The sequence below is a fragment of the Kitasatospora sp. NPDC101235 genome (genome assembly GCF_044767505.1).
In the GTDB taxonomy this organism is placed as follows: domain Bacteria; phylum Actinomycetota; class Actinomycetes; order Streptomycetales; family Streptomycetaceae; genus Kitasatospora.
The window spans coordinates 691,137-714,716 of the sequence record NZ_JBIWNZ010000001.1 but is presented as its reverse complement, the minus strand read 5'-3'; the positions used below and the strand labels follow the sequence as shown (position 1 = coordinate 714,716).

Sequence of the window (23,580 nt, the reverse complement as noted above, 5' to 3'; positions counted from 1 at the left end):
CTGCTCTCTACTCCTCGGGCGGCCCAATGGCCCCCGAACCGAACGCGTCACACGCTAGCGGACCGGGGGGTCCTGGCCAACCTGTTTTTGACCTGACCCTATGAGGGCCGGGCCCCCTTCCGTACTCAGCCCGGCGATGCCTATCGTCCGGGTACACACGAGCTCGGGAAGGAGGCCCGGCAATGTCTGTCTACGTCGGCATCGACGTGCACCGCAAGCGGTCGCAGATCGCCGTTCTCGACGAGGAGGGGACGGTCAGGGTAAATCGGAACGTACCCAACGGGGTGGAAACGGTCCTCGGGGTGATCGGGGACCTGCCGATCGGCACCCCGGTCGCATTCGAGGCCGCCTACGGCTGGGGCTGGCTGGTGGAACTCCTGGAGGACTACCGGCTACCATCCACCCCCCGGGGAGCAGTAGCCTGCCGTTGACAGGCCCAACCCTCATGGGTGCGGAAATGCGGCGCAGAGGTCGCCAGGAAGGCTTTGACGGACCACAATCGGCCCGCCGCAAACGGTCACTCGGCCACGGCGCGCCCCGACCTCACGGGGCAGAACACCTAGCCCCCGAACCGGTGCTTGAGGTTCGGGTCGTCCAGCCACCACGGCCGCATCCCGGTCTCCTCTTCCTCCGGCTGCCCCGCCGCCCGGGCCTGCGCGGCCGCCGCCGCGAAGCGGGCGTCCAGCTCGGCGTCCACCGCCTCGTTCTCCTCCCGTCCCTGCACCACCATCCGCCGCACCAGCGCGGCCAGGAACGGCAGCCCGACCAGGTCCCCCAGCACCCAGAACGCGTTGCCGCCCCAGGTCTGGTCCTGCGCCAGGCTCGGCCCCCACGGCCGGCCGAGCGCCAGGTAGTAGTGCTCGGCGACCAGGTGCCCGCCGTAGATCAGCACGATCCCGAGCCCCGCGTCGAAGATCACCTCGGCGAAGGTGATGAACAGCCCGACCAGGTGCGGGTACTCGTGCCCGACCGGGTCGAGCTGCAACCGCGGCCAGAAGTAGGCGAGGCCCAGCAGCACCAGCGCCAGGTGCAGCACCGCGTTCCCGAGCCCGCTGGACACCGACCACTCGTACCAGGGCGTGAAGTAGAGCAGCCACGGCGGCGCCATCAGCAGCGCGGTGGAGACCGCCGGGAACATCAGCACCTTGGACGGACGGCTGCGCAGCGCCCGCAGGACACGATCGCGCCGGGCCGCCGGCGCTGCCTCGACCAGCAGCGAGACCGGCGCGCCGAGCGCGAGCAGCAGCGGGACGACCATCAGCAGCAGCACGACCTGCACGGCCCGGTCGGTGAAGAGGATCCGCTCGTACACGCCGAGGCCGGAGCAGGTGCACCAGATCCACAGCAGCAGCCCGCCCAGGAACGCGGCGGTCCGGATGGGCTGCCAGCGCCCTCCGCCGGACCCGCGCCCCGGCCGCCCCCCGCCGGACCCGGCCCCCGGTTGCCCGCCGCCGCCCCCCGCCCGCTCCCCGGCCGCCCGGTTGACGCTGCGCACCGCCGCCAGGTACCAGGCGCCGAGCAGCACCGACAGCACGAGCACCAGCGGTTCGGCCGTCCAGGAGGTCGCCAGGTCGGACCACTGCCACGGCGGCGGCCCGCTGTAGGCGAGCACCGAGGCGGGGCGGCCCACCACGCCGTCCACCGCTGCGTCCATCCGCCCGCTCACCTCGCTCGTTCCGGCGGTCCCCACCGGTCGGGAACCCCGCCGCCGGGACGCCCCGGCGCCCGGCCATGATGTCCCTGCGCGACGGCCCGGCCGCACCCGGGGCCCACCTCTATACCCGGCCCTGAACAAAGCTTTACCGGGCCCCAACAAAGCTTTGCCCAGGCAAAGTTCTGCCCTCCACCCCCTCTTTCTCGCAACCGCGGCGAAGACACAAACGTCTGGCAGGATGCACCGTCGGCGACACCCGCCACGTGGTCGACAAGGGGATGACAAGAGGTGCGAACCACTGCACGCGGCGACGGCCGACGGCTCGCGGCGCGCCACCGCAACATCGAACTGGGCCTGCTGGCCCTCGCGGTGGCCGTCTGCCTGGCCGGACACGTCGACGCCGCCCTGGCGCTCACCGGCAGGATGCCGCCCGGGCTGCTGGTGCACGGTCTGTCGCTGGGCGCGCTGGCCGGGGCGGCCCACCTGGCGGTGCGCCGGTTCGCCCCGTACGCCGATCCGCTGATCCTGCCGCTGGCCGCCTTCCTGACCGGCTTCGGGCTGGTGCTGCTGGACCGGCTGGACTTCAGTTACAAGGCCGCGCACACCGCCAAGGGCGACTACCAGAAGATCCCGGCCGCGCCCTCCCAGCTGATGTGGGTGTTCATCTCGGTGGCGGTGGCGCTCGCGCTGATCGTCCTCGTCAAGCACCACCGCTTCTTCCAGCGCTACGTCTACCTGCTGATGGCGGGTGCGCTGATCCTGCTGGCCGCGCCGGTGCTCTCCCCGGGCGACAGCTTCGGCGCCAAGCGCTGGATCCGGCTGTTCGGGCTCTCCTTCGAGCCGGACGAGTTCGTGAAGGTCGCGATCACGATCTTCTTCGCGGGGTACCTGATGGCCTCCCGGGACGCCCTGGCGCTGGCCGGGCGGAAGGTCTGGGGGCTGACCCTGCCGCGCGGGCGGCACGCCGGCCCGGTGCTGGCGATCTGGGTGGTCAGCCTGCTGGTGCTGATCTTCGAACGCGACCTGGGCACCTCGCTCATCTTCTTCGGCGTCTTCATCGTGATGCTGTACGTGGCGACCGAGCGCACCAGCTGGGTGGTGCTCGGCCTGCTGATGGCGGTCGGCGGCGCGGCGGTGGTCGGCACCGTGGAGCCGCACGTGCACGGCCGGGTCGAGGCCTGGCTGCACCCGCTCGACTACTACAAGCCGGTGCACGACAAGGCGATCTCCGAGCAGCCCGCCGAGGCCCTGTTCAGCCTGGGCACCGGACACCTGACCGGGACCGGCCTGGGCTCGGGACGGCCCTGGCTGATCGGCTTCGCCGGGCGCAGCGACTTCATCTTCACCACCATCGGCGAGGAGCTGGGCCTGGCCGGGGTGACCGCGATCCTGCTGGTCTACGTGCTGCTGATCCAGCGCGGCCTGCGCACCGCGATCGGCCTGACCGACCCGTTCGGCAAGCTGCTGGCCACCGGTCTGTCGGCGGCGCTGGCGCTCCAGGTGTTCGTGGTGGTCGGCGGGGTGAGCGGACTGGTCCCGCTGACCGGCAAGGCGCTGCCGTTCCTGGCCGCCGGCGGTTCGTCGCTGCTGGCGAACTGGCTGATGGTGGCACTGCTGATCAAGCTGAGCGACTCCTCCGGGCGCACCGCCCTGGACCCGGTCCAGCCCTCCCCCGAGCCGCTCCCGGCCCAGGCCGGCCCGGTCGAGCGGCCGGGGCAGGCCGATCCGTCCGCGGCCGGCCCGTTGCCCTCCGCCCCGTACGACCCGTACGACCCGTACGGTCCGTCAGCCCCGGACCCGTCAGTCCCGAACCCGGCGGACCCGAGCCCACCGAACCCGGCCCCCGCCGCCCCCGGCGCGGCCGACCCCTCCGCTCCGACCCAGCTGCGCCCCGCGTACGGCCACCCGCCGAACCCGGCCGCCACCTGACCTGCCACCACCGACGCAACAGGGCCTCCCCCCGCACCCGCGGGAGGGGCCCTGTCCGTTTCCTGCCGTCCGCCCCGCTACCGCTGTTCCCACGGCGGCCGGGGCGGCCGGGGCGGGTACCCCGGCACCTGCTGCCCGGGCGGGCCCAGCGGCGGCCCGGGCACCGGCCCCGGCACAGGTCCCGACTGCGGTCCCGGCACAGGTCCCGACTGCGGCCCCGGCACAGGTCCCGGCTGCGGTCCCGGCCGGGCCCCCGGCGGCGGCCCGGCCGGCCGGTCGCTGTCCGGCGGCGGCGGGGCGGGCCGGTGGTGCGGCCCGCCGCGGGTGGTGAGCCGGCCGCGCACGTTGTCGGCGGCCAGGACGTCGGCCCACCGCTCCGGGTACTCGGAGGGCACGTCGACGTCCTCGTCCTCGTCCTCTCCCCACTCCTCCTCGACGCCCTCGGCGAGCCCGAGTTCGCGGGCTCGCCGGGCCCGTTCGACGGCCCGCCGGGCGGCGACCTCGCGGACCACGGCCGCGGCCGCCTCCTCCTGGGCGCGCTCGTTCTCGGCGCGCGCGTCGGCGGTCTCCAGGGTGGGCCAGCGGCGGTCTATCGCGGCGTTCATCGCGGCGCCGATGAGCACCGCGAGCGCCACCACGAAGATCCACAGCAGGACGGCCACCGGCGCCGCCAGCGAGCCGTACACCGAGGGGCCCTCGACCGAGCTGACCAGGTAGAGCCGCAGGCCGACGCTGCAGAAGACCAGCACCACCAGGGCGACCAGGGCGCCGGGGATGTCCTCGCGCCACGGGGTCGAGACCGGGACGGCCAGGTGGTAGAGGGTGGTCAGCGAGACGATCAGCAGCACGATCGCGACCGGCCAGTAGAGGGCGCCGACCAGCCCGGCCACCCCCGGCACGGCGTTCTCCACCAGCCCGGGCCCGGCCATCAGCAGCGGCAGCACCAGCGAGCCGATCACCAGGGCGCCGAGGTAGAGGCCGAGCGACATCAGCCGGGTCTTGACGATGCCCCGCTTGCCGTCGAGCCCGTACATGACGGTGATGGTGTCGATGAAGATGTAGAGCGCCCTGGAACCGGACCACAGCGACAGCAGGAAGCCGATCGAGACGAGGTCGGGCCGGGTGGTGTCGAACACCTGGTTCAGCAGCGGGACCACGACCTCCTTGACGGAGGAGTCCGACAGCACCGTCCCGGCGGCCGAGACGATGTCGTGCTTGAGCCGGTCGATGGTGCCCGCGCCGAGGAACTCGTCGAGGTAGCCGAGGGTGCCGGCCAGGCCGAGCAGCAGCGGTGGGATCGACAGCAGGGTGAAGAAGGCCGCCTCCGCGGCGAGCCCGGTGACCCGGTACTCGACGCAGGTGTTGGTGGTGTCCTTCACCAGTTCCCACGCCGTGCGGCGCCAGGTGGCCTGTTTGGCCGCGCGCCGGGAGCCCTTGCCCCGGCGCCGGGAGGGCCGCTCGGCGTTCGGTCTGCTCGTATCGCCTGCTGCTTGCACAGGTCCAACCGTATCGGGCCGGGGCCCGCGCGGTTGATCTCCCCCGGGTACGGGCGCGTGGCCGGACGCCCGGGCGGGGAGCGGCGGGAACATCCAGGTGTCCCACATGACGAAACGTCAGCGTCCAGCATCCGGATGTTAGTGGACCGCGAGTCCCGCGCCGTGCGAATCTCTTGCCATGCCCAGCGCCGGAACCACCCTAGTAGGTCGACTCCACGTCGATCTCCTTCGCGTGTCCAGCGCCATCTGTCCGGTGACCTGAGCCCGCACCTCCGCCGCACCACCGCACCCGGCGCCGCCCTTCCCGCCGTCCCCGCCGAAGCGGGTGCGCAGGCGCCCGCCCGGTCCTGGTCACTGCCCTCAAGGCCTTGAGAAATCCGCAGGTCAGAGCAGCACCGTACGGCCGAGCACGCCCCGCGACCCATTCGGCGCCAGCGCCACCTGCCCAGAAGGACTTCAGCATGGCCACCTCTCCCGAGACCGTCGAGCCCACGGCCGACCGCGCCGCCGAGCGCCGCCCCGCGGTGGCCCGCAAGGTGACCCGCCACCGCGGCGAGGGGCAGTGGGGCATGGGCCACTACACCCCCCTGAACGCCAACGAGCAGTTCAAGAAGGACGACGACGGTCTCAATGTGCGGACACGTATTGAGACGATCTACGCGCACCGGGGCTTCGACTCGATCGACCCGGCCGACCTGCGCGGCCGGATGCGCTGGTGGGGGCTCTACACCCAGCGCAAGGAGGGCATCGACGGCGGCAAGACCGCGATCCTGGACCCGCACGAGCTGGACGCCGAGTTCTTCATGCTCCGCGTGCGCATCGACGGCGGCCGGCTGACCGTCCCCCAGCTGCGGGCTATCGCCGAGGTCTCCGAGCAGTACGCCCGCGGCACCGCCGACCTGACCGACCGCCAGAACATCCAGTACCACTGGATCCGGATCGAGGACGTCCCCGCGATCTGGCAGAAGCTGGAGGCCGTCGGCCTGTCCACCACCGAGGCCTGCGGCGACACCCCGCGCGTCATCCTCGGCTCCCCGGTGGCCGGCATCGCCGAGGACGAGATCATCGACGGCACCCCCGCCATCGAGGAGATCCAGCGCCGCTTCATCGGCAACCCCGACTTCTCCAACCTGCCGCGCAAGTTCAAGAGCGCGGTCTCCGGCTCCCCGCTGCTGGACGTCGCGCACGAGATCAACGACGTCTCCTTCGTGGGCGTGGTCCACCCCGAGCACGGCCCCGGCTTCGACCTGTGGGTCGGCGGCGGCCTGTCCACCAACCCCAAGCTGGGCGTGCGGCTGGGCGCGTGGGTCCCGCTGGACCAGGTACCGGACGTCTTCGGCGGCGTCATCGGCATCTTCCGCGACTACGGCTACCGGCGCCTGCGCAACCGCGCCCGGCTGAAGTTCCTGGTCGCCGACTGGGGCGTGGAGAAGTTCCGCCGGGTGCTGGAGGAGGAGTACCTCACGTACCGGCTGGTCGACGGTCCCGCCCCGGCCGAGCCCGCCGCCCGCTGGCGCGACCACGTCGGCGTCCACCGCCAGAAGGACGGCCGGTTCTACATCGGCTTCGCGCCGCGCGTCGGCCGGGTCGACGGCAAGCTGCTCGGCCGCATCGCCGACCTCGCCGCCGCCCACGGCAGCGACCGGGTGCGCACCACCGCCGAGCAGAAGATGCTCATCCTCGACGTCGCCGAGGAGCACGTCGACTCCGTGGTGGCCGGCCTGGAGGAGCTCGACCTGCGGGTCACCCCGTCGCCGTTCCGCCGCGGCACCATGGCCTGCACCGGCATCGAGTACTGCAAGCTCGCCATCGTCGAGACCAAGGAGCGCGGCCGCACGCTCATCGACGAGCTGGAGCAGCGCCTGCCGGACTTCGCCGAGCCGCTGACCATCAACATCAACGGCTGCCCGAACGCCTGCGCCCGCATCCAGGTCGCCGACATCGGCCTCAAGGGCCAGCTGGTCACCGACGAGCACGGCAACCAGGTCGAGGGCTACCAGGTGCACCTCGGCGGCGCGCTCGGCCTGGAGGCCGGCTTCGGCCGCAAGGTCCGGGGCCTCAAGGTCACCAGCGCGGGCCTGCCCGACTACGTCGAGCGCGTGCTGACCCGCTACCGGGCCGACCGCGCCGAGGGCGAGCGCTTCGCCCAGTGGGCGGCCCGGGCGACCGAGGAGCAGCTCTCGTGAGTGGGCGTGGCGGGCGCCGAGCGCGGCGAGGTGGGCGATGAGCGAGCGTGCCGCCCCCTTCTTCTGCCCGTACTGCGGGGACGAGGACCTGCGTCCCTCGGAGGCCGGGCATGGCGCCTGGGAGTGCCGCGGATGCCGCCGCGCCTTCGGGTTGAAGTTCCTCGGCCTACTGTCACCGACCGACCACGGGGGTACGTCACATGAGCAGCACCGCGACTGACTACGAGGCGACAGCCGTCCGGGCCGGCCGCGAGCTGGAGGAGGCGACCCCGCAGGAGGTCCTGAAGTGGGCCGCCGACACCTTCGGGAAGCGGTTCTGCGTCACCTCCTCGATGGAGGACGCGGTCGTCGCCCACCTCGCCTCCTCGGTGTTCCCCGGCGTGGACGTGGTGTTCCTGGACACCGGCTACCACTTCGCCGAGACCATCGGGACGCGGGACGCGGTGGCCGCGACCATGCCGGTCAACGTCATCACGCTCACCCCGCTGACGACCGTGGCCGAGCAGGACGCCGAGCACGGGCCCGGCCTGCACGACCGCGACCCGGACCTGTGCTGCTCGCTGCGCAAGGTCGAGCCGCTCAACCGCGGCCTGGCCGCCTACGACGCCTGGGCGACCGGGCTGCGCCGCGACGAGTCGCCGACCCGGGCGAACACCCCGGTGGTGTCCTGGGACCCGAAGCGCCGGAAGGTCAGGATCGCCCCGATCGCCCGGTGGACCCAGGAGGACGTGGACGCCTACGTCGCCGCCAACGGGGTGCTGCTCAACCCGCTGCTGTGGGAGGGCTACACCTCGATCGGCTGCTCCCCGCTGTCCTGCACCCGCAAGCCCGCCGAGGGCGAGGACGCCCGGGCCGGCCGCTGGTCCGGCTCCGGCAAGACCGAGTGCGGCATCCACCTCTGACCGTCCGCCGACGACCGTCGACTACTGCGTAAGGAAGACACCGTGACAGGTCACACCCCGAGCCGCCGCGGCTCCGTCGCAGACACGGCGGCGGCCCGCGCGGCCGCCCCCTGCGAGCGCGGCGCCACCGTGTGGCTGACCGGGCTCCCCAGCGCGGGCAAGAGCACCCTCGCCTTCGCCCTCGCCGAACGGCTGCGCGCCGAGGGCCACAAGGTCGAGGTCCTCGACGGCGACGAGATCCGCGAGTTCCTCTCCAAGGGTCTCGGCTTCTCCCGTGAGGACCGCCACACCAACGTCACGCGGATCGGCTTCGTCGCCGAGAAGCTCGCCGCCAACGGCGTGAAGGTGCTGGCTCCGGTGATCGCCCCGTTCGCCGACTCCCGCGCCGCCGTGCGCGAGCGCCACGACGCCAACGGCACCGTGTTCCTGGAGGTGCACGTCGCGACCCCTGTCGAGCTGTGCGCGCAGCGCGACGTCAAGGGCCTGTACGCGAAGCAGGCCGCCGGCGAGATCTCCGGGCTGACCGGCGTCGACGACCCGTACGAGGCACCGGAGAGCCCGGAGCTGCGCCTCCGGACGCAGGGCCGCGAGGTGGCCGACTCCGCCGCCGAACTGCACGCCTTCCTGAGCGATAGGGGCCTGGCATGACCACCGCGACCGACAGTCCCGTCCGCACCGACGACAACCCCTTCGCGCTGTCCCACCTGGACGCGCTGGAGGCCGAGTCGGTGCACATCTTCCGCGAGGTCGCGGGGGAGTTCGAGCGCCCGGTGATCCTCTTCTCCGGCGGCAAGGACTCCATCGTCATGCTGCACCTGGCCCTCAAGGCCTTCCACCCCGCGGCCATCCCCTTCTCCCTGCTGCACGTCGACACCGGGCACAACTTCCCCGAGGTCATCGCCTACCGCGACCGCGTGGTCGCGGAGCACAACCTGCGCCTGCACGTCGCCCACGTCCAGGACTTCATCGACCGCGGCGTGCTGCGCGAGCGCCCGGACGGCACCCGCAACCCGCTGCAGACCGTGCCGCTGCTGGACGCCATCGAGTCGAACCGTTTCGACGCGGTGTTCGGCGGCGGCCGCCGCGACGAGGAGAAGGCCCGGGCCAAGGAGCGCGTCTTCTCCCTGCGCGACGAGTTCGGTGCCTGGGACCCCCGCCGCCAGCGCCCCGAGCTGTGGTCCCTCTACAACGGCCGGCACGCGGTCGGCGAGCACGTGCGCGTCTTCCCGCTGTCCAACTGGACCGAACTCGACGTGTGGCAGTACATCGAGCGCGAGGACATCGAGCTGCCGGAGATCTACTACGCCCACGAGCGGGACGTCTTCGCCCGCAGCGGCATGTGGCTGACCGCCGGCGAGTGGGGCGGCCCGAAGGACCACGAACCGGTCGAGCGCCGGCTGATCCGCTACCGCACGGTGGGCGACATGTCCTGCACCGGCGCCGTCGACTCCGACGCCACCACCATCGAGGCCGTCATCGCCGAGATCGCCGCCAGCCGCCTCACCGAACGCGGCGCCACCCGCGCCGACGACAAGCTCTCCGAGGCCGCGATGGAAGACCGCAAGCGCGAGGGATACTTCTAATGACCACTGCAACCGCCACCTCGCTGCTGCGCTTCGCCACCGCCGGCTCCGTCGACGACGGCAAGTCCACGCTCGTCGGCCGCCTCCTGCACGACTCCAAGTCCGTCCTCGCCGACCAGCTGGAGGCCGTCGAGCGCGTCTCCCTGGGCCGCGGCCAGGAGGCGCCCGACCTCGCACTGCTCACCGACGGCCTGCGTGCCGAACGCGAGCAGGGCATCACCATCGACGTCGCCTACCGCTACTTCGCCACCCCCCGCAGGCGGTTCATCCTCGCCGACACCCCCGGCCACGTGCAGTACACCCGCAACATGGTCACCGGCGCCTCCACCGCCGAACTCGCCGTGGTGCTGGTCGACGCCCGCAACGGCGTGGTCGAGCAGACCCGCCGGCACGCCGCCGTCGCCGCACTGCTGCGGGTGCCGCACGTCGTGCTGGCCGTCAACAAGATGGACCTGGTCGAGTACGCGGAGCCGGTCTTCGCCGCCATCGCCGCCGAGTTCACCGCCTACGCGGCCTCGCTGGGCGTCAAGGACGTCCTCGCCGTCCCGATCTCCGCACTGGCCGGGGACAACGTGGTCGAGCCGTCCGCCCACATGGACTGGTACGGCGGCCCGACCCTGCTGGAGCACCTGGAGACGGTGCCGGTCGGCAGCGACCCCAGCGCCGAGCCGGCCCGCTTCCCGGTCCAGTACGTGATCCGCCCCCAGACCGAGGAGCACCCCGACTACCGCGGCTACGCCGGCCAGCTGGCCTCCGGCGTCCTGCGCGTCGGCGACGCCGTCACCGTCCTGCCCTCCGGCCACACCACCACGGTGGCCGGGATCGACGCACTCGGCCGCGAGAGCGACATCGCCTGGGCCCCGCAGTCGGTGACCGTCCGCCTCGCCGACGACATCGACATCTCCCGCGGCGACCTCATCGCCGCCGGCCCCGCCCCCGTCCCCACCAAGGACATCGAGGCCACCGTCAGCCACCTCAGCGAACGGCCCCTGCGCGCCGGCGACAAGGTCCTCCTCAAGCACACCACCCGCACCGTGCGCGCGCTGGTCAAGGAGATCTCCTACCGGATCGACATCACTGCGCCGATCAGGGAAGGAAAGCTCGAACAGCGTTCCGGCGCCGAGGGGCTGGACGTCAACGACCTCGGCCACGTCGTCCTGCGCACGGCCGAACCGCTGGCGCTCGACAGCTACACCGACAACCGCCGCACCGGATCGTTCCTGCTGATCGACCCGGCCGACGGCACCACCCTCACCGCCGGGATGGCGGGCGAGGCCTTCGAGACCGTACGCACCACCGACGCACCCGACGAGGAGGAATGGGTCTGATGCCCAACGAGGCGTTCTCGGGCATGGACAAGGAAGGCGGCCGCATCGGCAGCGGCGTCCTCGGCAGCGGCCAGGGCGGCCTGACCCGATGTGCGGGCCGGCAGCGCTGAGTTGCGATCCCCGGCCGCCCCGACGGGCGGCCGCCATGTCCCCGAGACCGACTCCTGACGGTCCGTCAACGAACTGGACTTCACCATGGCATCTCTCCCGGCACTTCCGCACGCCTCGTCCGCGCATAGGCCCGTCCGCCCCGACGCCGGACGGGTCAGACGCTCCGCCGCGGCCGCCGCGGCCGGTCTGACCGCGGTGGCGCTGCTCTCCGCCTGCGGCTACGGCTCCAAGTCCGACGACAAGTCCTCCGACACCAAGCCCAACGCCACGGCCGCCGCCGGGGATTCCGGCGCGAAGCTGTCCGCGGACACGGTGAAGATCGGCTACTTCGCCAACCTGACCCACGGCACCCCGCTGGTCGGCCTCCAGGAAGGCATATTCCAGAAGGAGCTCGGCTCCACCCAGGTCAAGACCCAGGTCTTCAACGCGGGCCCCGCCGAGATCGAGGCGCTGAACGCCGGATCGATCGACATCGGCTGGATCGGCCCCTCCCCCGCGATCAACGGCTACACCAAGTCCGACGGCAAGTCCCTGAAGATCATCGGCGGTTCGGCCTCCGGCGGCGTCAAGCTGGTCGTCAACCCGGACAAGATCGCCTCCCTGGACGACCTCAAGGGCAAGAAGATCGCCACCCCGCAGCTCGGCAACACCCAGGACGTCGCCCTGCTCAACTACCTCGCGGGCAAGGGCTACAAGGTCGACGCGGCCTCCGGCGCCGGTGACGTCTCGGTGGTCCGCACCGACAACAAGGTCACCCCCGACGCCTACAAGTCCGGCTCCGTCGACGGCGCCTGGGTGCCCGAGCCCACCGCCTCCAAGCTGGTCACGCTCGGCGCGAAGGTCCTGCTCAACGAGAAGGACGTCTGGCCCGACAAGAAGTTCGTCATCACCAACATCATCGTCTCGCAGAAGTTCCTCAAGGAGCACCCGGACGTGGTGGAGGCCGTGCTGCGCGGCTCGGTGAAGACCAACGCCTTCATCAAGGCCGACCCCGACAAGGCCAAGGCCGACGCCAACGAGGCGATCAGGAAGGAGGCCGGCAACTCCCTGGAGCCCGCCGTCCTCGACCCGGCCTGGGCCGACATCGACTTCCTGGACGACCCGCTGGCGAACACCCTCCAGGCCGAGGCCGACCACGCCGTCACCGCCGGGCTCCTCAAGCTGCCCAAATCAAGTGCCGCTGGCGCGGGGGCAAACCTGAACGGCATCTACGACCTCACCCTGCTGAACAAGGTCCTCGCCGCCCAGGGCGGGCCCGCCGTCGCGGACGCCGGACTCGGCGCCAAGTAGCTTCCGCAGCACCGCCGTTCGGCCCGACTCCGCGGTCCGGCCCCCGCCCGCCCGGTCGATCCCCGATCGATGCCCACCGTGGCGGGCGGGGCCCGGGCCACGGCCCTGACCTCTCCCTCCTCGCCCACCAGCGGGCGAGGAGGGGCCCATGACCACTCACGCAGGAGGTGCCCGGATGACTCCGGCACTGACCACCTCGGCGGACGCCCCCGGCGCCGACGCCCGCGGCGGCGCGCCCGCCGTCCGGATCTCGCACGTGCACAAGTCCTTCGGTCGCCCCGGCGCCCGGACCCACGTCCTGGACGACATCACCCTCGATGTCGCCCCCGGCGAGTTCGTCACCCTGCTCGGCGCCTCGGGCTGCGGCAAGTCCACCCTGCTCAACCTGGTCGCCGGCCTCGACCGGCCCACCGCCGGCGGCATCGAGGTGCCCGGCGGCCGCCCCGCGCTGATGTTCCAGGAGCACGCCCTGTTCCCCTGGCTCACCGCCGGGAAGAACATCGAGCTCGCCCTCAAGCTGGCCGGCGTCCCGCGCCCCGAACGCCGCGCCGAGGCCGAGCGCCTCCTCGAACTCGTCCGCCTGAACGGCGCGTACGGCAAGCGGGTGCACGAGCTGTCCGGCGGCATGCGCCAGCGCGTGGCGATGGCCCGCGCCCTCGCCCAGGGCAGCCAGGTGCTGCTGATGGACGAGCCGTTCGCCGCCCTCGACGCCATCACCCGGGACGTCCTGCACGACGAGATCACCCGGATCTGGGCCGAACGGCAGCTGACCGTCCTCTTCGTCACCCACAACGTCCGCGAGGCCGTCCGCCTCGCCCAGCGGGTCGTCCTGCTCTCCTCCCGCCCCGGCCGGGTCGCCCGCGAGTGGCGGATCGACCTGCCGCAGCCGCGCCGCATCGAGTCCTCCGGCGTCGCCAACCTGTCCATCGAGATCACCGAAGAACTGCGTGGGGAGATCCGTCGCCATGGCCAGCACTGACACCACCCCCGTCCTGGACAAGAACGTGGACAAGAACGACGCGCAGGGCACGAGCGACACCGCCGACGTGGGTGCGGGCCTGGACGCCCTGGACACCGTCGCCGCGCAGCGCGGATCGCTCGGCGAGGCGCTGCGCAGCAAGGCACTGCCGCCGCTGATCGGCGTGCTCGTGGTGCTCGCGCTCTGGCAGGGCGCCTACAGCCTGCACGTCACCTCCTCGTACAAGCTGCCCAGCCCGGCGGACGTGTGGCGCTCCGCCGAGGACCTCTGGTACCAGGGCACGCTGTTCTCGATCATCTGGACCAGCGTCTGGCGCGGCCTGTCCGGCTTCCTGCTCGCCGTGGTGATCGGCACCCCGATCGGGCTGGTGGTCGCCCGGATCAAGCCGGTGCGCACCGCGATCGGGCCGGTCCTGCAGGGTCTGCAGTCCCTGCCCTCGGTCGCCTGGGTGCCCGCCGCCGTCATCTGGCTCGGCATCAACGACTCGATGATGTACGCCGTCATCCTGCTCGGCGCCGTCCCCTCCATCGCCAACGGGCTGGTCGCCGGCATCGACCAGGTCCCGCCGCTGTTCCTGCGGGCCGGACGCACCATCGGCGCCACCGGCCTCACCGGCGCCCGCCACGTCCTCATCCCCGCCGCCCTGCCCGGCTACCTCGCCGGCCTCAAGCAGGGCTGGGCCTTCTCCTGGCGCTCCCTGATGGCCGCCGAACTCGTCGCCTCCTCCCCCGACCTGGGCCGCGGCCTCGGCCGCTTCCTGGAGGACCAGCGCGAGTTCTCCGACATGTCCGGCGTGCTGCTCGGCATCGTCCTCATCCTCTTCGTCGGCATCGCCATCGAGCTGCTGGTGTTCACCCCGGTCGAGCGCCGGGTGCTGCGCAACCGCGGTCTGCTGGCCGCGGGCAAGTGAGGCACCGCTGATGCCCGCCCTCCTCCTGATCGCCCACGGCAGCCGCGACCCGCGCCACGCCGCGACGGTGGCCGCGCTCGTGGAGGAGGTGCGGGCACAGCGGCCCGGCATCGAGGTCGCCACCGCCTACCTGGACCACTGCGCGCCGCGGATCCCGCAGGTGGTCGGACGGACGGCGGACGCGGTGGCCGTGCCGCTGCTGCTCAACCGGGCGTTCCACGCCAAGCACGACATCCCGGCCGCGCTGCGCGCCGCGGGCTCCCGGCTGCCGGTCGCGGACGTGCTCGGCCCCTCTCCCCTGCTGCTCGCCGCCCTGGACCGCCGCCTCGCCGAGGCCGGTCTCGCGGTCGGCTCGCCCGCCGTCCGGGCCCGTACCGGCGTCGTGCTGGCGGCGGCCGGCTCCTCCGACCCGGCCGCCGACGCCGCGACCCGCGCGGTCGCCGACGAGTGGCGCCGCACCCGGGGCTGGGCCGCCGTCGAGGTCGCCTACGCCTCCGCCGCGGGCCCGCGCGTCCCCGACGCCCTCGCCGCCCTGCGGGCCGCCGGCGCCGGGCGCACCGCCGTCGCCCCCTACCTGCTGGCCCCAGGCCTGCTGCCGGACCGCATCGCGGCGGCCGCCGAGGACGCCGACGTGCTCGCGGGCGTCCTCGGCCCCGCCCCGGAGCTGGCCGCCCTCCTGCTGCTGCGCCACGACGAGGCGCGCCGGGCACAGGAGTCCGTCCCGGCCCTCACGGCCTGAGCGCGGGCTGCTCAGGCGTAGTCGAGGATGCTGTGCTCGCTCAGGTCCGCGGCATGGCGCGCCACGGTTCGGTAGTCCGCGTCATCGTGGAGGACCGTGAGTCCATGGTGTGCGGCGGTCGCAGCGATCACGAGGTCGACCGCGGAGGCACTACGGCCCTGGCCGGCGAGCGCCATCCTCCGCTGCACCGTGTCGATCCACCGTCCTGCGCTCTTCGGTACGGAGACGTCCGGGTAAAGCTCGGCAAACATCTCGGCGATCTCGTCGTACTCCTGGCCGCTGCGCGCGCTGTAGAGGAACTCGGCGCGCTGCGGATAGCACGACGCGATCGACCCTGCGTCGATCGCGTCGAACCAGGCGGCCTGCACCTTGGGCTCACCGAGCAGCCTGAACAGCGCGGAGGTGTCGAGCAGATAGATCACCGGGCGTCCTTCTCCGCCCGGTGCAGCCGCTCGGCGTCCTCGACGGCTCCCCAGTGTCGCGCCCGTTCGAAGTGCCGACTGATGCGGGCGGCACGTTCCTGCCGTTCGGCGTAGTAGCGCAGCGCCAGGTTGACGGCGTCCTTCTTGGTCCGGACACCGGCGAGGACCATCGCGCGTTCCAGGGCCTCTTCATCGATGTCGATCTGTGTTACGGACATCCGGCACCTCCGACGATGTTGGTGATGTACATAGTATTGTATCTCACCAACATCGCCGGAGGCGCCGGGACGCGCTCAGACCCGCCGCAGGGTGAAGGTGTCCGCCGGGTGGCCGGCGTAGGCGGCGGCGAGGCCGCCGGAGAGCCGGTAGAGGCTGCCGGCCGGGCCCGCGACCACCGCGGTGGGGGTGGGGTCGTCGGAGGGGCGGACGGCGGTGAGGCGGGCGGTGCGCCAGTGGTCGTCCGAGCGCAGTTCGACCGAGGCGTCGCGACCGGATCCGACGAAGGCGTTGGTGACGCCTGCGATGGAGCCGTCCGGGCGGCCCAGCAGGCCGTCCAGGTGGAGCAGGGCCCCACCGCCGGCCACCTCGACCTGCCGCAGGGCGGCCGGGTCGCGGACCGGCACCTGCCACAGCGTGCCGTCGTCCCACTTGCCGAGGACCAGCCGGCCGTCCCGGTGGACGATGCCGTTGAGGCCGTACCCGCCGGGGGCGGGGGCCAGTCGCGGGTCGCGCAGCAGGACGGAGGCGGTGCCGTCCGGCGTCACCCGGTAGACCACCGGGGCGAGGGAGTCGGTGACGTACGCGGTGCCGTCGGGGCCGAGCGCGATGTCGTTGGCGAGGTGGTTGCCGCCGTCGGCGGCGACGGCGGCGAGGTCGGTGTAGAAGATCCGCCGCCCGGTGTCCAGGTCGTAGGCGCCGATCCCGGCGAGCTTCCCCTGGGTGGCGGCGCTGCTGCGCTCGCCGAGGCCGTTGTCGAGGTCGGTGACCAGGACGCGGTGGCGGGCCCGGTCGATCCGCAGGCCGGCGATCTCGGTCAGCGCGGGGTCGTCCACCAGGGTGTGCACGCTGCCGTCGGTGCCGACGGCGGAGACGGTGCCGTGCCGCAGCGAGCCGAGCAGGAAGCGGTGGTGGGCGGCGTCCCAGTCGCCCGACTCGGGCACCAGGGCGGGCGCGTGACCGGAGATCACGGCCGGTGCCGGGCGGCCGGCGGCCGCGGCGGGCAGCGCGCCGGCCGTGCCGAGGAGGGCGGCCGCGGCGACGGCGGCGACCAGGGCCCGGCGGGCAGTACGGTTCTGGCGGTGGCTCATCGGTGTTCCCTTGCGTGTGCGGTCCGTTGACGTGATCCAGCCTCGCCCGGCCGGCCGGTCCGCAGCAGTGCGTGGGAATACTGGTAGTCCGACTACCGGGGAAGGACGGGGGCATGGTGGACGTGGAGGACGCCCAGGAGCGCCGCTCGGCACTGTCGAGCTTTCTGCGCAGTCGCCGCGCGCGGCTGACGCCGCAGGAGGTCGGGCTGGCGCCCGGGGTGCGGCGGCGCACCCCGGGGCTGCGCCGCGAGGAGCTGGCGCTGCTCGCCGGAGTGGGGGTGACCTGGTACACGTGGCTGGAGCAGGGGCGGGACATCCACCCGTCGCCGGAGGTGCTGGCGAGCCTCGCCCGTACGCTGCGGCTGGACCGGGCGGAGACGGCGTACCTGTTCCGGCTGGCCGGCGGCCACCCGCTGGACGGCGAGGTGGCCGCACCGGGGGACGTGCCGGCCCCCCTGCTGCGGCTGATGCACACGCAGTGGCCGGCGCCGTCCTTCGTGATGGACGCCAACTGGGACATCCGGGCCTGGAACCCGGGCGCGGACGCGCTGTTCGGCCTGACCGGCCGTCCGCCGCAGGAGCGCAACCTGGCCTGGGTGGTGTTCGGCAACCCGGTGCACCGGGCCCGGGTCGAGCACTGGGAGGAGCACGCCCGGCGCTTCCTGGCCCAGCTGCGCTCCGCCTACGCGGAGCGCGGCGGCGAGGCGACGGCCGTGGGGCGCCATCTGGCCCGGATGATCCGCCAGGTGCGCGCCGAGTACCCGGAGGCGGACCGCTGGCTGGACGAGCACCAGGTCGCGGAGCGCTCCGGCGCCGAGAAGGTCATCCGGCACGAGCGGGTGGGCCTGCTGCGGATCGACCAGCACGTGCTGCTGGCCGCCGAGGGCCTGCAGCTGATCGTGATGTCCCCGCGCGACGCCGACACCGAGGAGCGGCTGCGCCTCCTCGCCCCGGCACCGGCACCGGCGGTGTAGCGCAGAAGAAGGCGGTCCGCCGCCCCCGGCACGGCGCGGGGGCGGCGGACCCGGCCGGCCGTCAGACCGGGAGGTTCCACTTCTGGTTCTCGGCGCCGTTGCAGTCCCAGATCCCGAGCTGGTTGCCGTTGGTGGTGGAGAAGCCCAGGTCGTCCAGGCAGCGGCCGGACTGGGGGTTGAGCAGCGAGCCGTCGCCGCGGGCCTGCCACTGCTGGGCGCCGCTGCCGTTGCAGTCGTAGATCTGGACCTTGGTGCCGTTGCCGGTGCCGCCGCCCGAGACGTCCATGCACTTGCCGAGGGCGCGGATCGTGCCGTCGACGCCGATCCGCCACTTCTGCGCGACCGTGCCGTTGCAGTCGTAGATCTGGACGGGGGTGCCGTTGCCGACGTTGGCGCCCTTCACGTCGACGCACTTGCTCGCGTAGCCGGAGATCTGGCCGGTCGGGCCGGCCGGCGGCGCGGCACCGAGGATGACGCGCGGGAACTGGACGGTGTCGCCGATGCCGCAGGAGGCGGAGGCGCTGCCGTCGCCCATCGCCAGGCCGCCGATGGCGGGGCGGGAGAACTGCACGGTGTGGGTGGAGTTCCAGTAGAGGCAGTTGGCGGTCACGGTCCAGGTCTGCATCGGGTCGAGGCCGCTACAGCTGCCGATGGCGTTCCAGGCGGAGGCCCACGCGGCACAGGCGGGGGCTGCCTGGGCGGAGGTGGCCGGTGTGGCCAGGGCGGCGGCCGCGGCGAGCAGGGCGGTGGTCAGCAGGGCGGAGGTTCGGCGCATCGGTCGGTCGTCCTTCCGGGTCGGGGAATCACGTCGACTCACCATCCGCACCGCCGTGGTGACGGAGCGTCGGATGTGTGGGCCGCGTGAAAGACTCGGGGGTGCCCGGTCGGCCGTCAACCGGCAGTCCACCGGCAACTGCCGGGTGCGGTCGGGCTGAGCAGCACCGCCGTCCCGGGCGGCAGTTTCACCGGGGCTGGAGGAAATGCCCCGGCGGGCGTCCCGGGAAAGCCGAACGGGCCCCGCACGCCCCCCTGGTGCGGGGAGGTGCGGGGCCCGTTCGGCGGTCCGGACGACCGTCAGTCGAACTTGCGGCGCTGGCGGCCGGTGCCGTAGTTGGCGCCGGACTTGGAGCCGCTGCCGGGCTTGGCGCGGCCGGCGGAGCGGCCGATGAAGCCGGCCGCCTGCGGGCGGTCGCCCTGGGCGGCGGCGCCGAGGCGCTGCTTGGGGCGGGGGCGGCGCGGGTTGCCGTTCATGTCGACGTCGGTGGGCAGCGCGGAGCGCTTGCCGGGCCGGCGGCGCGGGGCGCCGGACTTGGCCCCGGCGGGCTTGTCTGCGCCGGCCTGGACCGCTCCGCCGGACGCGGCCTGGTCCGCGACGACCGGCACGGCCAGCGTCACCGGGACGCCGCTGGGCGTGCGGGCGCCGGTGATCCGGGCCAGGTCGGCGTCGCCCGGGCGGATCTTGGTGACGGTCGGGCGGATGCCGGCCACCGTCATCAGCCGGTTGACCTCGCGGCGCTGCTCGGGCAGCACCAGGGTGACGACCGTCCCGGACTCGCCGGCCCGGGCGGTGCGGCCGCCACGGTGCAGGTAGTCCTTGTGGTCGACCGGCGGGTCGACGTTGACGACCAGGTCCAGGCCGTCGATGTGGATGCCGCGGGCGGCGACGTTGGTGGCGATCAGCGCGGTGACGTGGCCGTCCCGGAACTGGTCCAGGACCCGGTTGCGCTGCGGCTGGGACTTGCCGCCGTGCAGCGCGGCGGCCTTCACGCCGTTGGCGAGCAGCTGCTTGGCCAGCCGGTCGGCACCGTGCTTGGTGTGCACGAACATGATCACGCGGCCGTCGCGGGAGGCGATGTGCGCGGTGGCGGAGGCCTTGTCGGTCAGCTCCAGCTGGAGCACGTGGTGGTCCATGGTGGTGACCGCGCCGGCCGAGGGGTCGACCGAGTGGGTCACCGGGTCGGCCAGGAAGCGCTTGACCAGCCGGTCGACGTTGCGGTCCAGGGTGGCGGAGAACAGCATCCGCTGCCCGCCCTCGGCGACCTGCTCCAGCAGCTTGCTGACCTGCGGCAGGAAGCCCATGTCGGCCATCTGGTCGGCCTCGTCGAGGACCGTGATCGCGACGTCGGAGAGATTGACGTCGCCGCGCCCGATCAGGTCGTCCAGCCGGCCCGGGGTGGCCACCAGCACCTCGGTGCCGCGGCGCACCGCGTTGGCCTGCCGGTTGATCGACATGCCGCCGACGACCGTGGTGATCCGCAGGTTGACGGCGGTCGCGTAGGGGGTGAGCGCATCGGTGACCTGCTGGGCCAGCTCGCGGGTGGGCACCAGGACGAGCGCCAGCGGGTGCCGGGCGTCTGCGCGGCGCCCGGCGGTTCGGGCGAGCAGCGGCAGGCCGAAGGCCAGGGTCTTGCCGGAGCCGGTGCGCCCGCGGCCGAGCACGTCGCGCCCGGCGATCGAGTCGGGCAGCGTGGCGGCCTGGATCGGGAACGGCTCGGTGACGCCCTCGCGGCCGAGCGCGGAGAGGATCGCCTTGGGCAGTTCGAGCTCGGCGAAGGACGCCGCCGGGGGCCGGGCCGGAGTGCCCTGGACCACGGTGAAGTCGGCGGCCTCGGGCGCGACGGCGGGCCGGCCCTGCTTGGGGGCGCCGCCGCGGCTGCGCGGCTTGCGCGTGCGGTCGCCGCCGGCGCTGCGGCGGGCCTGGTCGGTGGTGCGGGGGCCGCGGTCGCGCGGCGAGCGGGCAGGGGTGGTCACGGGATCTCCGTCCGTCGGTCGGCAGCCCGCGCTGCGGGCTGGGTCGGCCGTCGGAAAGGGAGGTGCGCCGCCCCGGCCGTACGGCGGCATGGGCGAGGGCCCGCACCGGTGAGGCGCGGGCCCTCGCTTCGCTGATCGCGAGTCAGCGTGGAGGCTGACGTCAGCCGATGAGGCGAATGTTCTCGGCCTGCGGGCCCTTCTGGCCCTGGGTCACGTCGAACTCGACCTGCTGGCCCTCGAACAGCTCGCGGAAGCCATTGGCCTGGATGTTCGAGTAGTGGGCGAACACGTCCGGGCCGCCCTCGGCCTGCTCGATGAAGCCGAAGCCCTTTTCGCTGTTGAACCACTTCACGGTGCCGGTAGCCATAACCGTCTCCTCTTACTGGGGCATCAGGGACCCACACCTCGTGAATCCCGGAGTAGCCGCGATCCCCATCCGGAGACTGAAACACCGGACAAAACAAATGCGCCTGTCGGTTGGAACCAGCAGGCGCACACCACGTTCATGGGAACCAAAACTGCAACTGCTTCGACTGTAGCACGGTGCCATCGGGGTTGACCGGGGATTTTCCCGCCCTACAGATCACGTTTGGTGGCTCCGCAAACAGGGCAGGCGGCGCCCCGCCGAAGCGGGACGCCGCCTGTGCACACCGGTCGGATCAGTGCCGGCCGGCCGGCTCCGGCACCCCGTGGGCACCGGCCAGCGGGGCCGGGCCCTCGCCGTGGCCGTGGCCCGGGGTGTCCGCGTGGCCGGGCCACCAGGCGCGGTGGCCGAGCAGCGCGGTGAGCGCCGGGGTGAAGAACATCGCCATCACGAAGGCCGCGATGAGGATGCCGATGGCGATCGAGAAGCCCATCTCGCTCATCAGGGTGTTTCCGGCCAGCAGCATGGTGCCGAAGGTCGCGGCCAGGATGAAGCCGGCCGCGGCCACCGTCGGGCCGCCGTGGCGGATCGCCTGGCTCGCCGCCTCGCGGGGGCTGCGGCCCTCGCGGGCCTCCTCGCGCAGTCGGGCGATCATCAGGATGTTGTAGTCGGTGCCGAGCGCGACCACGAACAGGTAGATCAGGATCGGCAGCATGAACATCAGGCCCTGCTCGCCCTTGATGTTCTGGAACAGCAGGGTGGTGGCACCGAGGGTGGCGCCGAACCCGAGGCCGACCGAGGCCATCAGGTACCAGGGGGCGACCACGCTGCGCAGCAGCAGGCCGAGGATCACCATGATCAGCACCGCGGCGATCGGGAAGACCAGGCTGTAGTCGTGGGCCATCGCCGTGTTGATGTCCTTGTACACGGAGGTGGTGCCGGCGACGTAGGCCTTGGTACCGGCGGGCGCGTGGTCGTGGGCGACCTTGCGGACCTCGCCGATGGTGTCGATGGCCTTGTTGCTGGCCGCCTCGTCCTTGAGGACGACGGTGATGTCGGCGGTGAGTCCGTCCTTGCTGACGCCGTGGCCGGGGTCCGGCATGGCGGCGCTGGACACCCCGCTCACCTTGCCCAGGTCCTCCACGTAGCCCTTGAGGCCGGCGACGTCGATCCTGTTGCCGTTCTGGCTGGTCAGGTAGATGTGGGCGGGGTCGGCGGCACCGGCCGAGTAGGCCTTGATCATGGTCTCCTGGACGACCATCGACTCCTTGTTCTTCGGCATCGAGCTGCCGGCCATGTCGAAGGTGCCCTGGTAGCCGAGCGCGGCGACTGCGAGGCCGGCCATCACCAGGCCGGAGAGCAGGGCTGCGGCGGCCGGACGGCGGCCGACGCCGCGGCCCATCGCGGCGAAGCGGGCGTTGGACGGCTCGCGCTGCCAGGCCTTGGAGGGCCAGAACAGGACCTTCTCCGGGATCAGGCAGAGGATCGCGGGCACCAGGGTGACCGAGGCGATCGCGGTGACGGCCACCGCGATCGCCAGCGAGGGGCCGAGCGCCTTGAACATGCCGAGGCTGGACAGGACGAGCACGGCGAAGGCGACCACGACGGCACCGGCGGCGGAGGCGATGGCCTCGCCGACCCGGCCGACCGCGTTGGCGACGGCCTGCTTGCGGTCGTCGCCGGCGCGCAGCCGCTCGCGGTAGCGGAACATCAGGAACAGGAAGTAGTCGGTGCCGACGCCGTAGAGCACGACGGTGAGGATCTGTTCCATCGAGTTGTCGGCCTTGAGCCCGAACACCTTGCTGGCGTCCGAGATCAGTCCGTTGGCGACCATCGAGTAGATGACCACCGAGAGGACCGGCAGCAGCGCGATGATCGGGCTGCGGAAGATGATCCCGAGCGTGAGCAGGATGATCACGACCGTGCCGAGGCCGATCAGCATGCCGGCCGTCTTGCCGGCGTCCTTCTGGTCCAGGTTCATCGCGGCCGGGCCGCCGACCTGGAACTTCAGGTTGCTGCCGGAGGCGAGCGCGGTGCCTTCGTCGCGGAGCTTCTTCGCGGCGTCGGTGAACTCGTCCGTCTGCATCTTGGTCTTGTCGATGGAGACCATCGACATCGCGTACTTGTGATCCTCGGAGTAGGACGCCGGGGAGACCGGGGTGACCATCTCGACCAGCGGGATCTTCTTGTCGGCCAGGCCCTGGGTGACCTTGGTCATGGCCGCCGCGTCGCCGTCGTCCAGCTTGCCGCCGTCGGTGCGCTCGAAGAGCAGCAGCGCGGAGGGCGAGATGTTGGACGGGAAGGCCTTCTGCTGGACCTCCGAGGCCTGGATGGACTCGTAGTGCTTGGGCAGGAAGGCCGCTTCATCGGAGTTGGCCTTCAGCGGCGGGGCGGTCGCGATGATCGCGACCGCGGCGATCAGCCATGCGCCGATCACCCACCACGGGCGGCGAACGACGAATTGTCCTAGTCGGTGGAACATGCTCGATGCCTCCTGGGCATGGTTCACCGCAGCCCTTGGGGGACGGGACGCTGGGCGACGGCAGGACCGGCGTGCGGAGTGCTGTGGACACTCCCTTGCCGGTCGGCAGGTAAGTAGGTCTGGGGCATCATCCTACGAGTACTTGCTTGCCGCCCGGCAAGGAGCCCCCGTCG

23 protein-coding genes are annotated in these 23,580 nt (G+C 72.4%); 14 read left to right on the top strand and 9 right to left on the bottom strand.

Annotation, left to right across the window (positions count from 1 at the left end):
• The first annotated feature begins 182 nt into the window (after positions 1-182).
• Complete coding sequence (locus ACIRRH_RS03330) at positions 183-431, top strand: hypothetical protein (RefSeq protein ID WP_403060961.1); 249 nt, start codon at positions 183-185, stop codon at positions 429-431.
• A 128-nt stretch (positions 432-559) separates the two neighbouring features.
• Here ACIRRH_RS03330 and ACIRRH_RS03325 read toward each other — a convergent pair whose 3' ends face one another.
• On the bottom strand, positions 560-1,654 hold the full coding sequence (locus ACIRRH_RS03325; protein ID WP_403060958.1) for a cytochrome c oxidase assembly protein: 1,095 nt from the start codon (positions 1,652-1,654) through the stop codon (positions 560-562).
• 288 nt (positions 1,655-1,942) lie between these two features.
• Between ACIRRH_RS03325 and ACIRRH_RS03320 the strand changes: the two genes are divergently transcribed.
• Positions 1,943-3,583 (top strand): FtsW/RodA/SpoVE family cell cycle protein, encoded by a 1,641-nt coding sequence (locus tag ACIRRH_RS03320; RefSeq protein ID WP_403060955.1) that lies wholly within the window; start codon positions 1,943-1,945, stop codon positions 3,581-3,583.
• A gap of 77 nt (positions 3,584-3,660) precedes the next feature.
• On the opposite strand, the gene ACIRRH_RS03315 is transcribed toward ACIRRH_RS03320, so the two are convergent.
• Positions 3,661-5,079: a YihY/virulence factor BrkB family protein gene (locus ACIRRH_RS03315; RefSeq protein WP_403060953.1), complete on the bottom strand. Its 1,419-nt coding sequence runs from the start codon at positions 5,077-5,079 to the stop codon at positions 3,661-3,663.
• A 178-nt stretch (positions 5,080-5,257) separates the two neighbouring features.
• Between ACIRRH_RS03315 and ACIRRH_RS03310 the strand changes: the two genes are divergently transcribed.
• From ACIRRH_RS03310 to ACIRRH_RS03260, 11 genes are all read left to right on the top strand, one after another.
• Positions 5,258-5,341, top strand: a complete 84-nt coding sequence (locus ACIRRH_RS03310) for a putative leader peptide (protein ID WP_310593185.1) — start codon at positions 5,258-5,260, stop codon at positions 5,339-5,341.
• 199 nt (positions 5,342-5,540) lie between these two features.
• Positions 5,541-7,265, top strand: coding sequence for a nitrite/sulfite reductase (locus ACIRRH_RS03305; RefSeq protein WP_403060950.1), 1,725 nt, complete (start codon positions 5,541-5,543; stop codon positions 7,263-7,265).
• A 37-nt stretch (positions 7,266-7,302) separates the two neighbouring features.
• Positions 7,303-7,485: a hypothetical protein gene (locus tag ACIRRH_RS03300; RefSeq protein ID WP_403060947.1), complete on the top strand. Its 183-nt coding sequence runs from the start codon at positions 7,303-7,305 to the stop codon at positions 7,483-7,485.
• On the top strand, positions 7,466-8,167 hold the full coding sequence (locus tag ACIRRH_RS03295; protein ID WP_403060944.1) for a phosphoadenylyl-sulfate reductase: 702 nt from the start codon (positions 7,466-7,468) through the stop codon (positions 8,165-8,167). The genes ACIRRH_RS03300 and ACIRRH_RS03295 overlap by 20 nt, the downstream gene beginning before the upstream one ends.
• Before the next feature lie 42 nt (positions 8,168-8,209).
• A complete protein-coding gene (gene cysC / locus ACIRRH_RS03290; protein WP_403060941.1) occupies positions 8,210-8,815 on the top strand; it encodes an adenylyl-sulfate kinase in 606 nt (201 codons plus the stop codon).
• Complete coding sequence (gene cysD, locus ACIRRH_RS03285) at positions 8,812-9,750, top strand: sulfate adenylyltransferase subunit CysD (RefSeq protein ID WP_403060938.1); 939 nt, start codon at positions 8,812-8,814, stop codon at positions 9,748-9,750. Before cysC ends, cysD begins: the two co-directional genes overlap by 4 nt.
• Positions 9,750-11,078 carry a sulfate adenylyltransferase subunit 1 gene (locus ACIRRH_RS03280; protein WP_403060935.1) on the top strand — a complete coding sequence of 443 codons (1,329 nt, stop codon included), beginning with the start codon at positions 9,750-9,752 and terminating at the stop codon, positions 11,076-11,078. Before cysD ends, ACIRRH_RS03280 begins: the two co-directional genes overlap by 1 nt.
• Before the next feature lie 195 nt (positions 11,079-11,273).
• The gene (locus ACIRRH_RS03275) at positions 11,274-12,479 is read left to right on the top strand and encodes an aliphatic sulfonate ABC transporter substrate-binding protein (protein ID WP_403060932.1); all 1,206 of its coding nucleotides are present in this window, start codon (positions 11,274-11,276) and stop codon (positions 12,477-12,479) included.
• A gap of 175 nt (positions 12,480-12,654) precedes the next feature.
• On the top strand, positions 12,655-13,458 hold the full coding sequence (locus ACIRRH_RS03270; protein ID WP_403061121.1) for an ABC transporter ATP-binding protein: 804 nt from the start codon (positions 12,655-12,657) through the stop codon (positions 13,456-13,458).
• Complete coding sequence (locus ACIRRH_RS03265) at positions 13,445-14,368, top strand: ABC transporter permease (RefSeq protein ID WP_403060929.1); 924 nt, start codon at positions 13,445-13,447, stop codon at positions 14,366-14,368. Before ACIRRH_RS03270 ends, ACIRRH_RS03265 begins: the two co-directional genes overlap by 14 nt.
• Before the next feature lie 10 nt (positions 14,369-14,378).
• Complete coding sequence (locus ACIRRH_RS03260) at positions 14,379-15,107, top strand: sirohydrochlorin chelatase (RefSeq protein WP_403060926.1); 729 nt, start codon at positions 14,379-14,381, stop codon at positions 15,105-15,107.
• Positions 15,108-15,118: 11 nt separating this feature from the next.
• On the opposite strand, the gene ACIRRH_RS03255 is transcribed toward ACIRRH_RS03260, so the two are convergent.
• The 3 genes from ACIRRH_RS03255 to ACIRRH_RS03245 all read right to left on the bottom strand — a co-directional run bounded on the left by ACIRRH_RS03255 (position 15,119) and on the right by ACIRRH_RS03245 (position 16,836).
• Positions 15,119-15,529, bottom strand: a complete 411-nt coding sequence (locus ACIRRH_RS03255) for a PIN domain-containing protein (protein WP_403060923.1) — start codon at positions 15,527-15,529, stop codon at positions 15,119-15,121.
• Positions 15,526-15,747 (bottom strand): type II toxin-antitoxin system VapB family antitoxin, encoded by a 222-nt coding sequence (locus ACIRRH_RS03250; RefSeq protein WP_403060920.1) that lies wholly within the window; start codon positions 15,745-15,747, stop codon positions 15,526-15,528. Before ACIRRH_RS03250 ends, ACIRRH_RS03255 begins: the two co-directional genes overlap by 4 nt.
• A 75-nt stretch (positions 15,748-15,822) precedes the next feature.
• The gene (locus ACIRRH_RS03245) at positions 15,823-16,836 is read right to left on the bottom strand and encodes a hypothetical protein (protein ID WP_403060917.1); all 1,014 of its coding nucleotides are present in this window, start codon (positions 16,834-16,836) and stop codon (positions 15,823-15,825) included.
• Positions 16,837-16,949: 113 nt separating this feature from the next.
• Between ACIRRH_RS03245 and ACIRRH_RS03240 the strand changes: the two genes are divergently transcribed.
• Positions 16,950-17,810 carry a helix-turn-helix transcriptional regulator gene (locus ACIRRH_RS03240; RefSeq protein ID WP_403060914.1) on the top strand — a complete coding sequence of 287 codons (861 nt, stop codon included), beginning with the start codon at positions 16,950-16,952 and terminating at the stop codon, positions 17,808-17,810.
• 61 nt (positions 17,811-17,871) lie between these two features.
• Here the strand turns inward: ACIRRH_RS03240 and ACIRRH_RS03235 are convergent, their stop codons facing one another.
• From ACIRRH_RS03235 to ACIRRH_RS03220, 4 genes are all read right to left on the bottom strand, one after another.
• Complete coding sequence (locus ACIRRH_RS03235) at positions 17,872-18,585, bottom strand: ricin-type beta-trefoil lectin domain protein (protein ID WP_403060911.1); 714 nt, start codon at positions 18,583-18,585, stop codon at positions 17,872-17,874.
• A 299-nt stretch (positions 18,586-18,884) separates the two neighbouring features.
• Complete coding sequence (locus ACIRRH_RS03230; protein WP_403060908.1) at positions 18,885-20,651, bottom strand: DEAD/DEAH box helicase; 1,767 nt, start codon at positions 20,649-20,651, stop codon at positions 18,885-18,887.
• Between the two features lie 70 nt (positions 20,652-20,721).
• Positions 20,722-20,928 carry a cold-shock protein gene (locus ACIRRH_RS03225; RefSeq protein ID WP_403060905.1) on the bottom strand — a complete coding sequence of 69 codons (207 nt, stop codon included), beginning with the start codon at positions 20,926-20,928 and terminating at the stop codon, positions 20,722-20,724.
• A gap of 292 nt (positions 20,929-21,220) precedes the next feature.
• On the bottom strand, positions 21,221-23,407 hold the full coding sequence (locus ACIRRH_RS03220; RefSeq protein WP_403060902.1) for an MMPL family transporter: 2,187 nt from the start codon (positions 23,405-23,407) through the stop codon (positions 21,221-21,223).
• Positions 23,408-23,580: the final 173 nt, after the last annotated feature.

Coding starts and splice junctions, on each gene's coding strand:
- ACIRRH_RS03330 (WP_403060961.1), top strand. CDS start 183: ATGTCTGTCTACGTCGGCATCGACGTGCACCGCAAGCGGTCGCAGATC.
- ACIRRH_RS03325 (WP_403060958.1), bottom strand. CDS start 1,654: ATGGACGCAGCGGTGGACGGCGTGGTGGGCCGCCCCGCCTCGGTGCTC.
- ACIRRH_RS03310 (WP_310593185.1), top strand. CDS start 5,258: ATGCCCAGCGCCGGAACCACCCTAGTAGGTCGACTCCACGTCGATCTC.
- ACIRRH_RS03305 (WP_403060950.1), top strand. CDS start 5,541: ATGGCCACCTCTCCCGAGACCGTCGAGCCCACGGCCGACCGCGCCGCC.
- ACIRRH_RS03300 (WP_403060947.1), top strand. CDS start 7,303: ATGAGCGAGCGTGCCGCCCCCTTCTTCTGCCCGTACTGCGGGGACGAG.
- ACIRRH_RS03295 (WP_403060944.1), top strand. CDS start 7,466: ATGAGCAGCACCGCGACTGACTACGAGGCGACAGCCGTCCGGGCCGGC.
- cysD (WP_403060938.1), top strand. CDS start 8,812: ATGACCACCGCGACCGACAGTCCCGTCCGCACCGACGACAACCCCTTC.
- ACIRRH_RS03280 (WP_403060935.1), top strand. CDS start 9,750: ATGACCACTGCAACCGCCACCTCGCTGCTGCGCTTCGCCACCGCCGGC.
- ACIRRH_RS03275 (WP_403060932.1), top strand. CDS start 11,274: ATGGCATCTCTCCCGGCACTTCCGCACGCCTCGTCCGCGCATAGGCCC.
- ACIRRH_RS03270 (WP_403061121.1), top strand. CDS start 12,655: ATGACTCCGGCACTGACCACCTCGGCGGACGCCCCCGGCGCCGACGCC.
- ACIRRH_RS03265 (WP_403060929.1), top strand. CDS start 13,445: ATGGCCAGCACTGACACCACCCCCGTCCTGGACAAGAACGTGGACAAG.
- ACIRRH_RS03260 (WP_403060926.1), top strand. CDS start 14,379: ATGCCCGCCCTCCTCCTGATCGCCCACGGCAGCCGCGACCCGCGCCAC.
- ACIRRH_RS03250 (WP_403060920.1), bottom strand. CDS start 15,747: ATGTCCGTAACACAGATCGACATCGATGAAGAGGCCCTGGAACGCGCG.
- ACIRRH_RS03245 (WP_403060917.1), bottom strand. CDS start 16,836: ATGAGCCACCGCCAGAACCGTACTGCCCGCCGGGCCCTGGTCGCCGCC.
- ACIRRH_RS03240 (WP_403060914.1), top strand. CDS start 16,950: ATGGTGGACGTGGAGGACGCCCAGGAGCGCCGCTCGGCACTGTCGAGC.
- ACIRRH_RS03235 (WP_403060911.1), bottom strand. CDS start 18,585: ATGCGCCGAACCTCCGCCCTGCTGACCACCGCCCTGCTCGCCGCGGCC.
- ACIRRH_RS03230 (WP_403060908.1), bottom strand. CDS start 20,651: ATGCCGCCGTACGGCCGGGGCGGCGCACCTCCCTTTCCGACGGCCGAC.
- ACIRRH_RS03225 (WP_403060905.1), bottom strand. CDS start 20,928: ATGGCTACCGGCACCGTGAAGTGGTTCAACAGCGAAAAGGGCTTCGGC.
- ACIRRH_RS03220 (WP_403060902.1), bottom strand. CDS start 23,407: ATGTTCCACCGACTAGGACAATTCGTCGTTCGCCGCCCGTGGTGGGTG.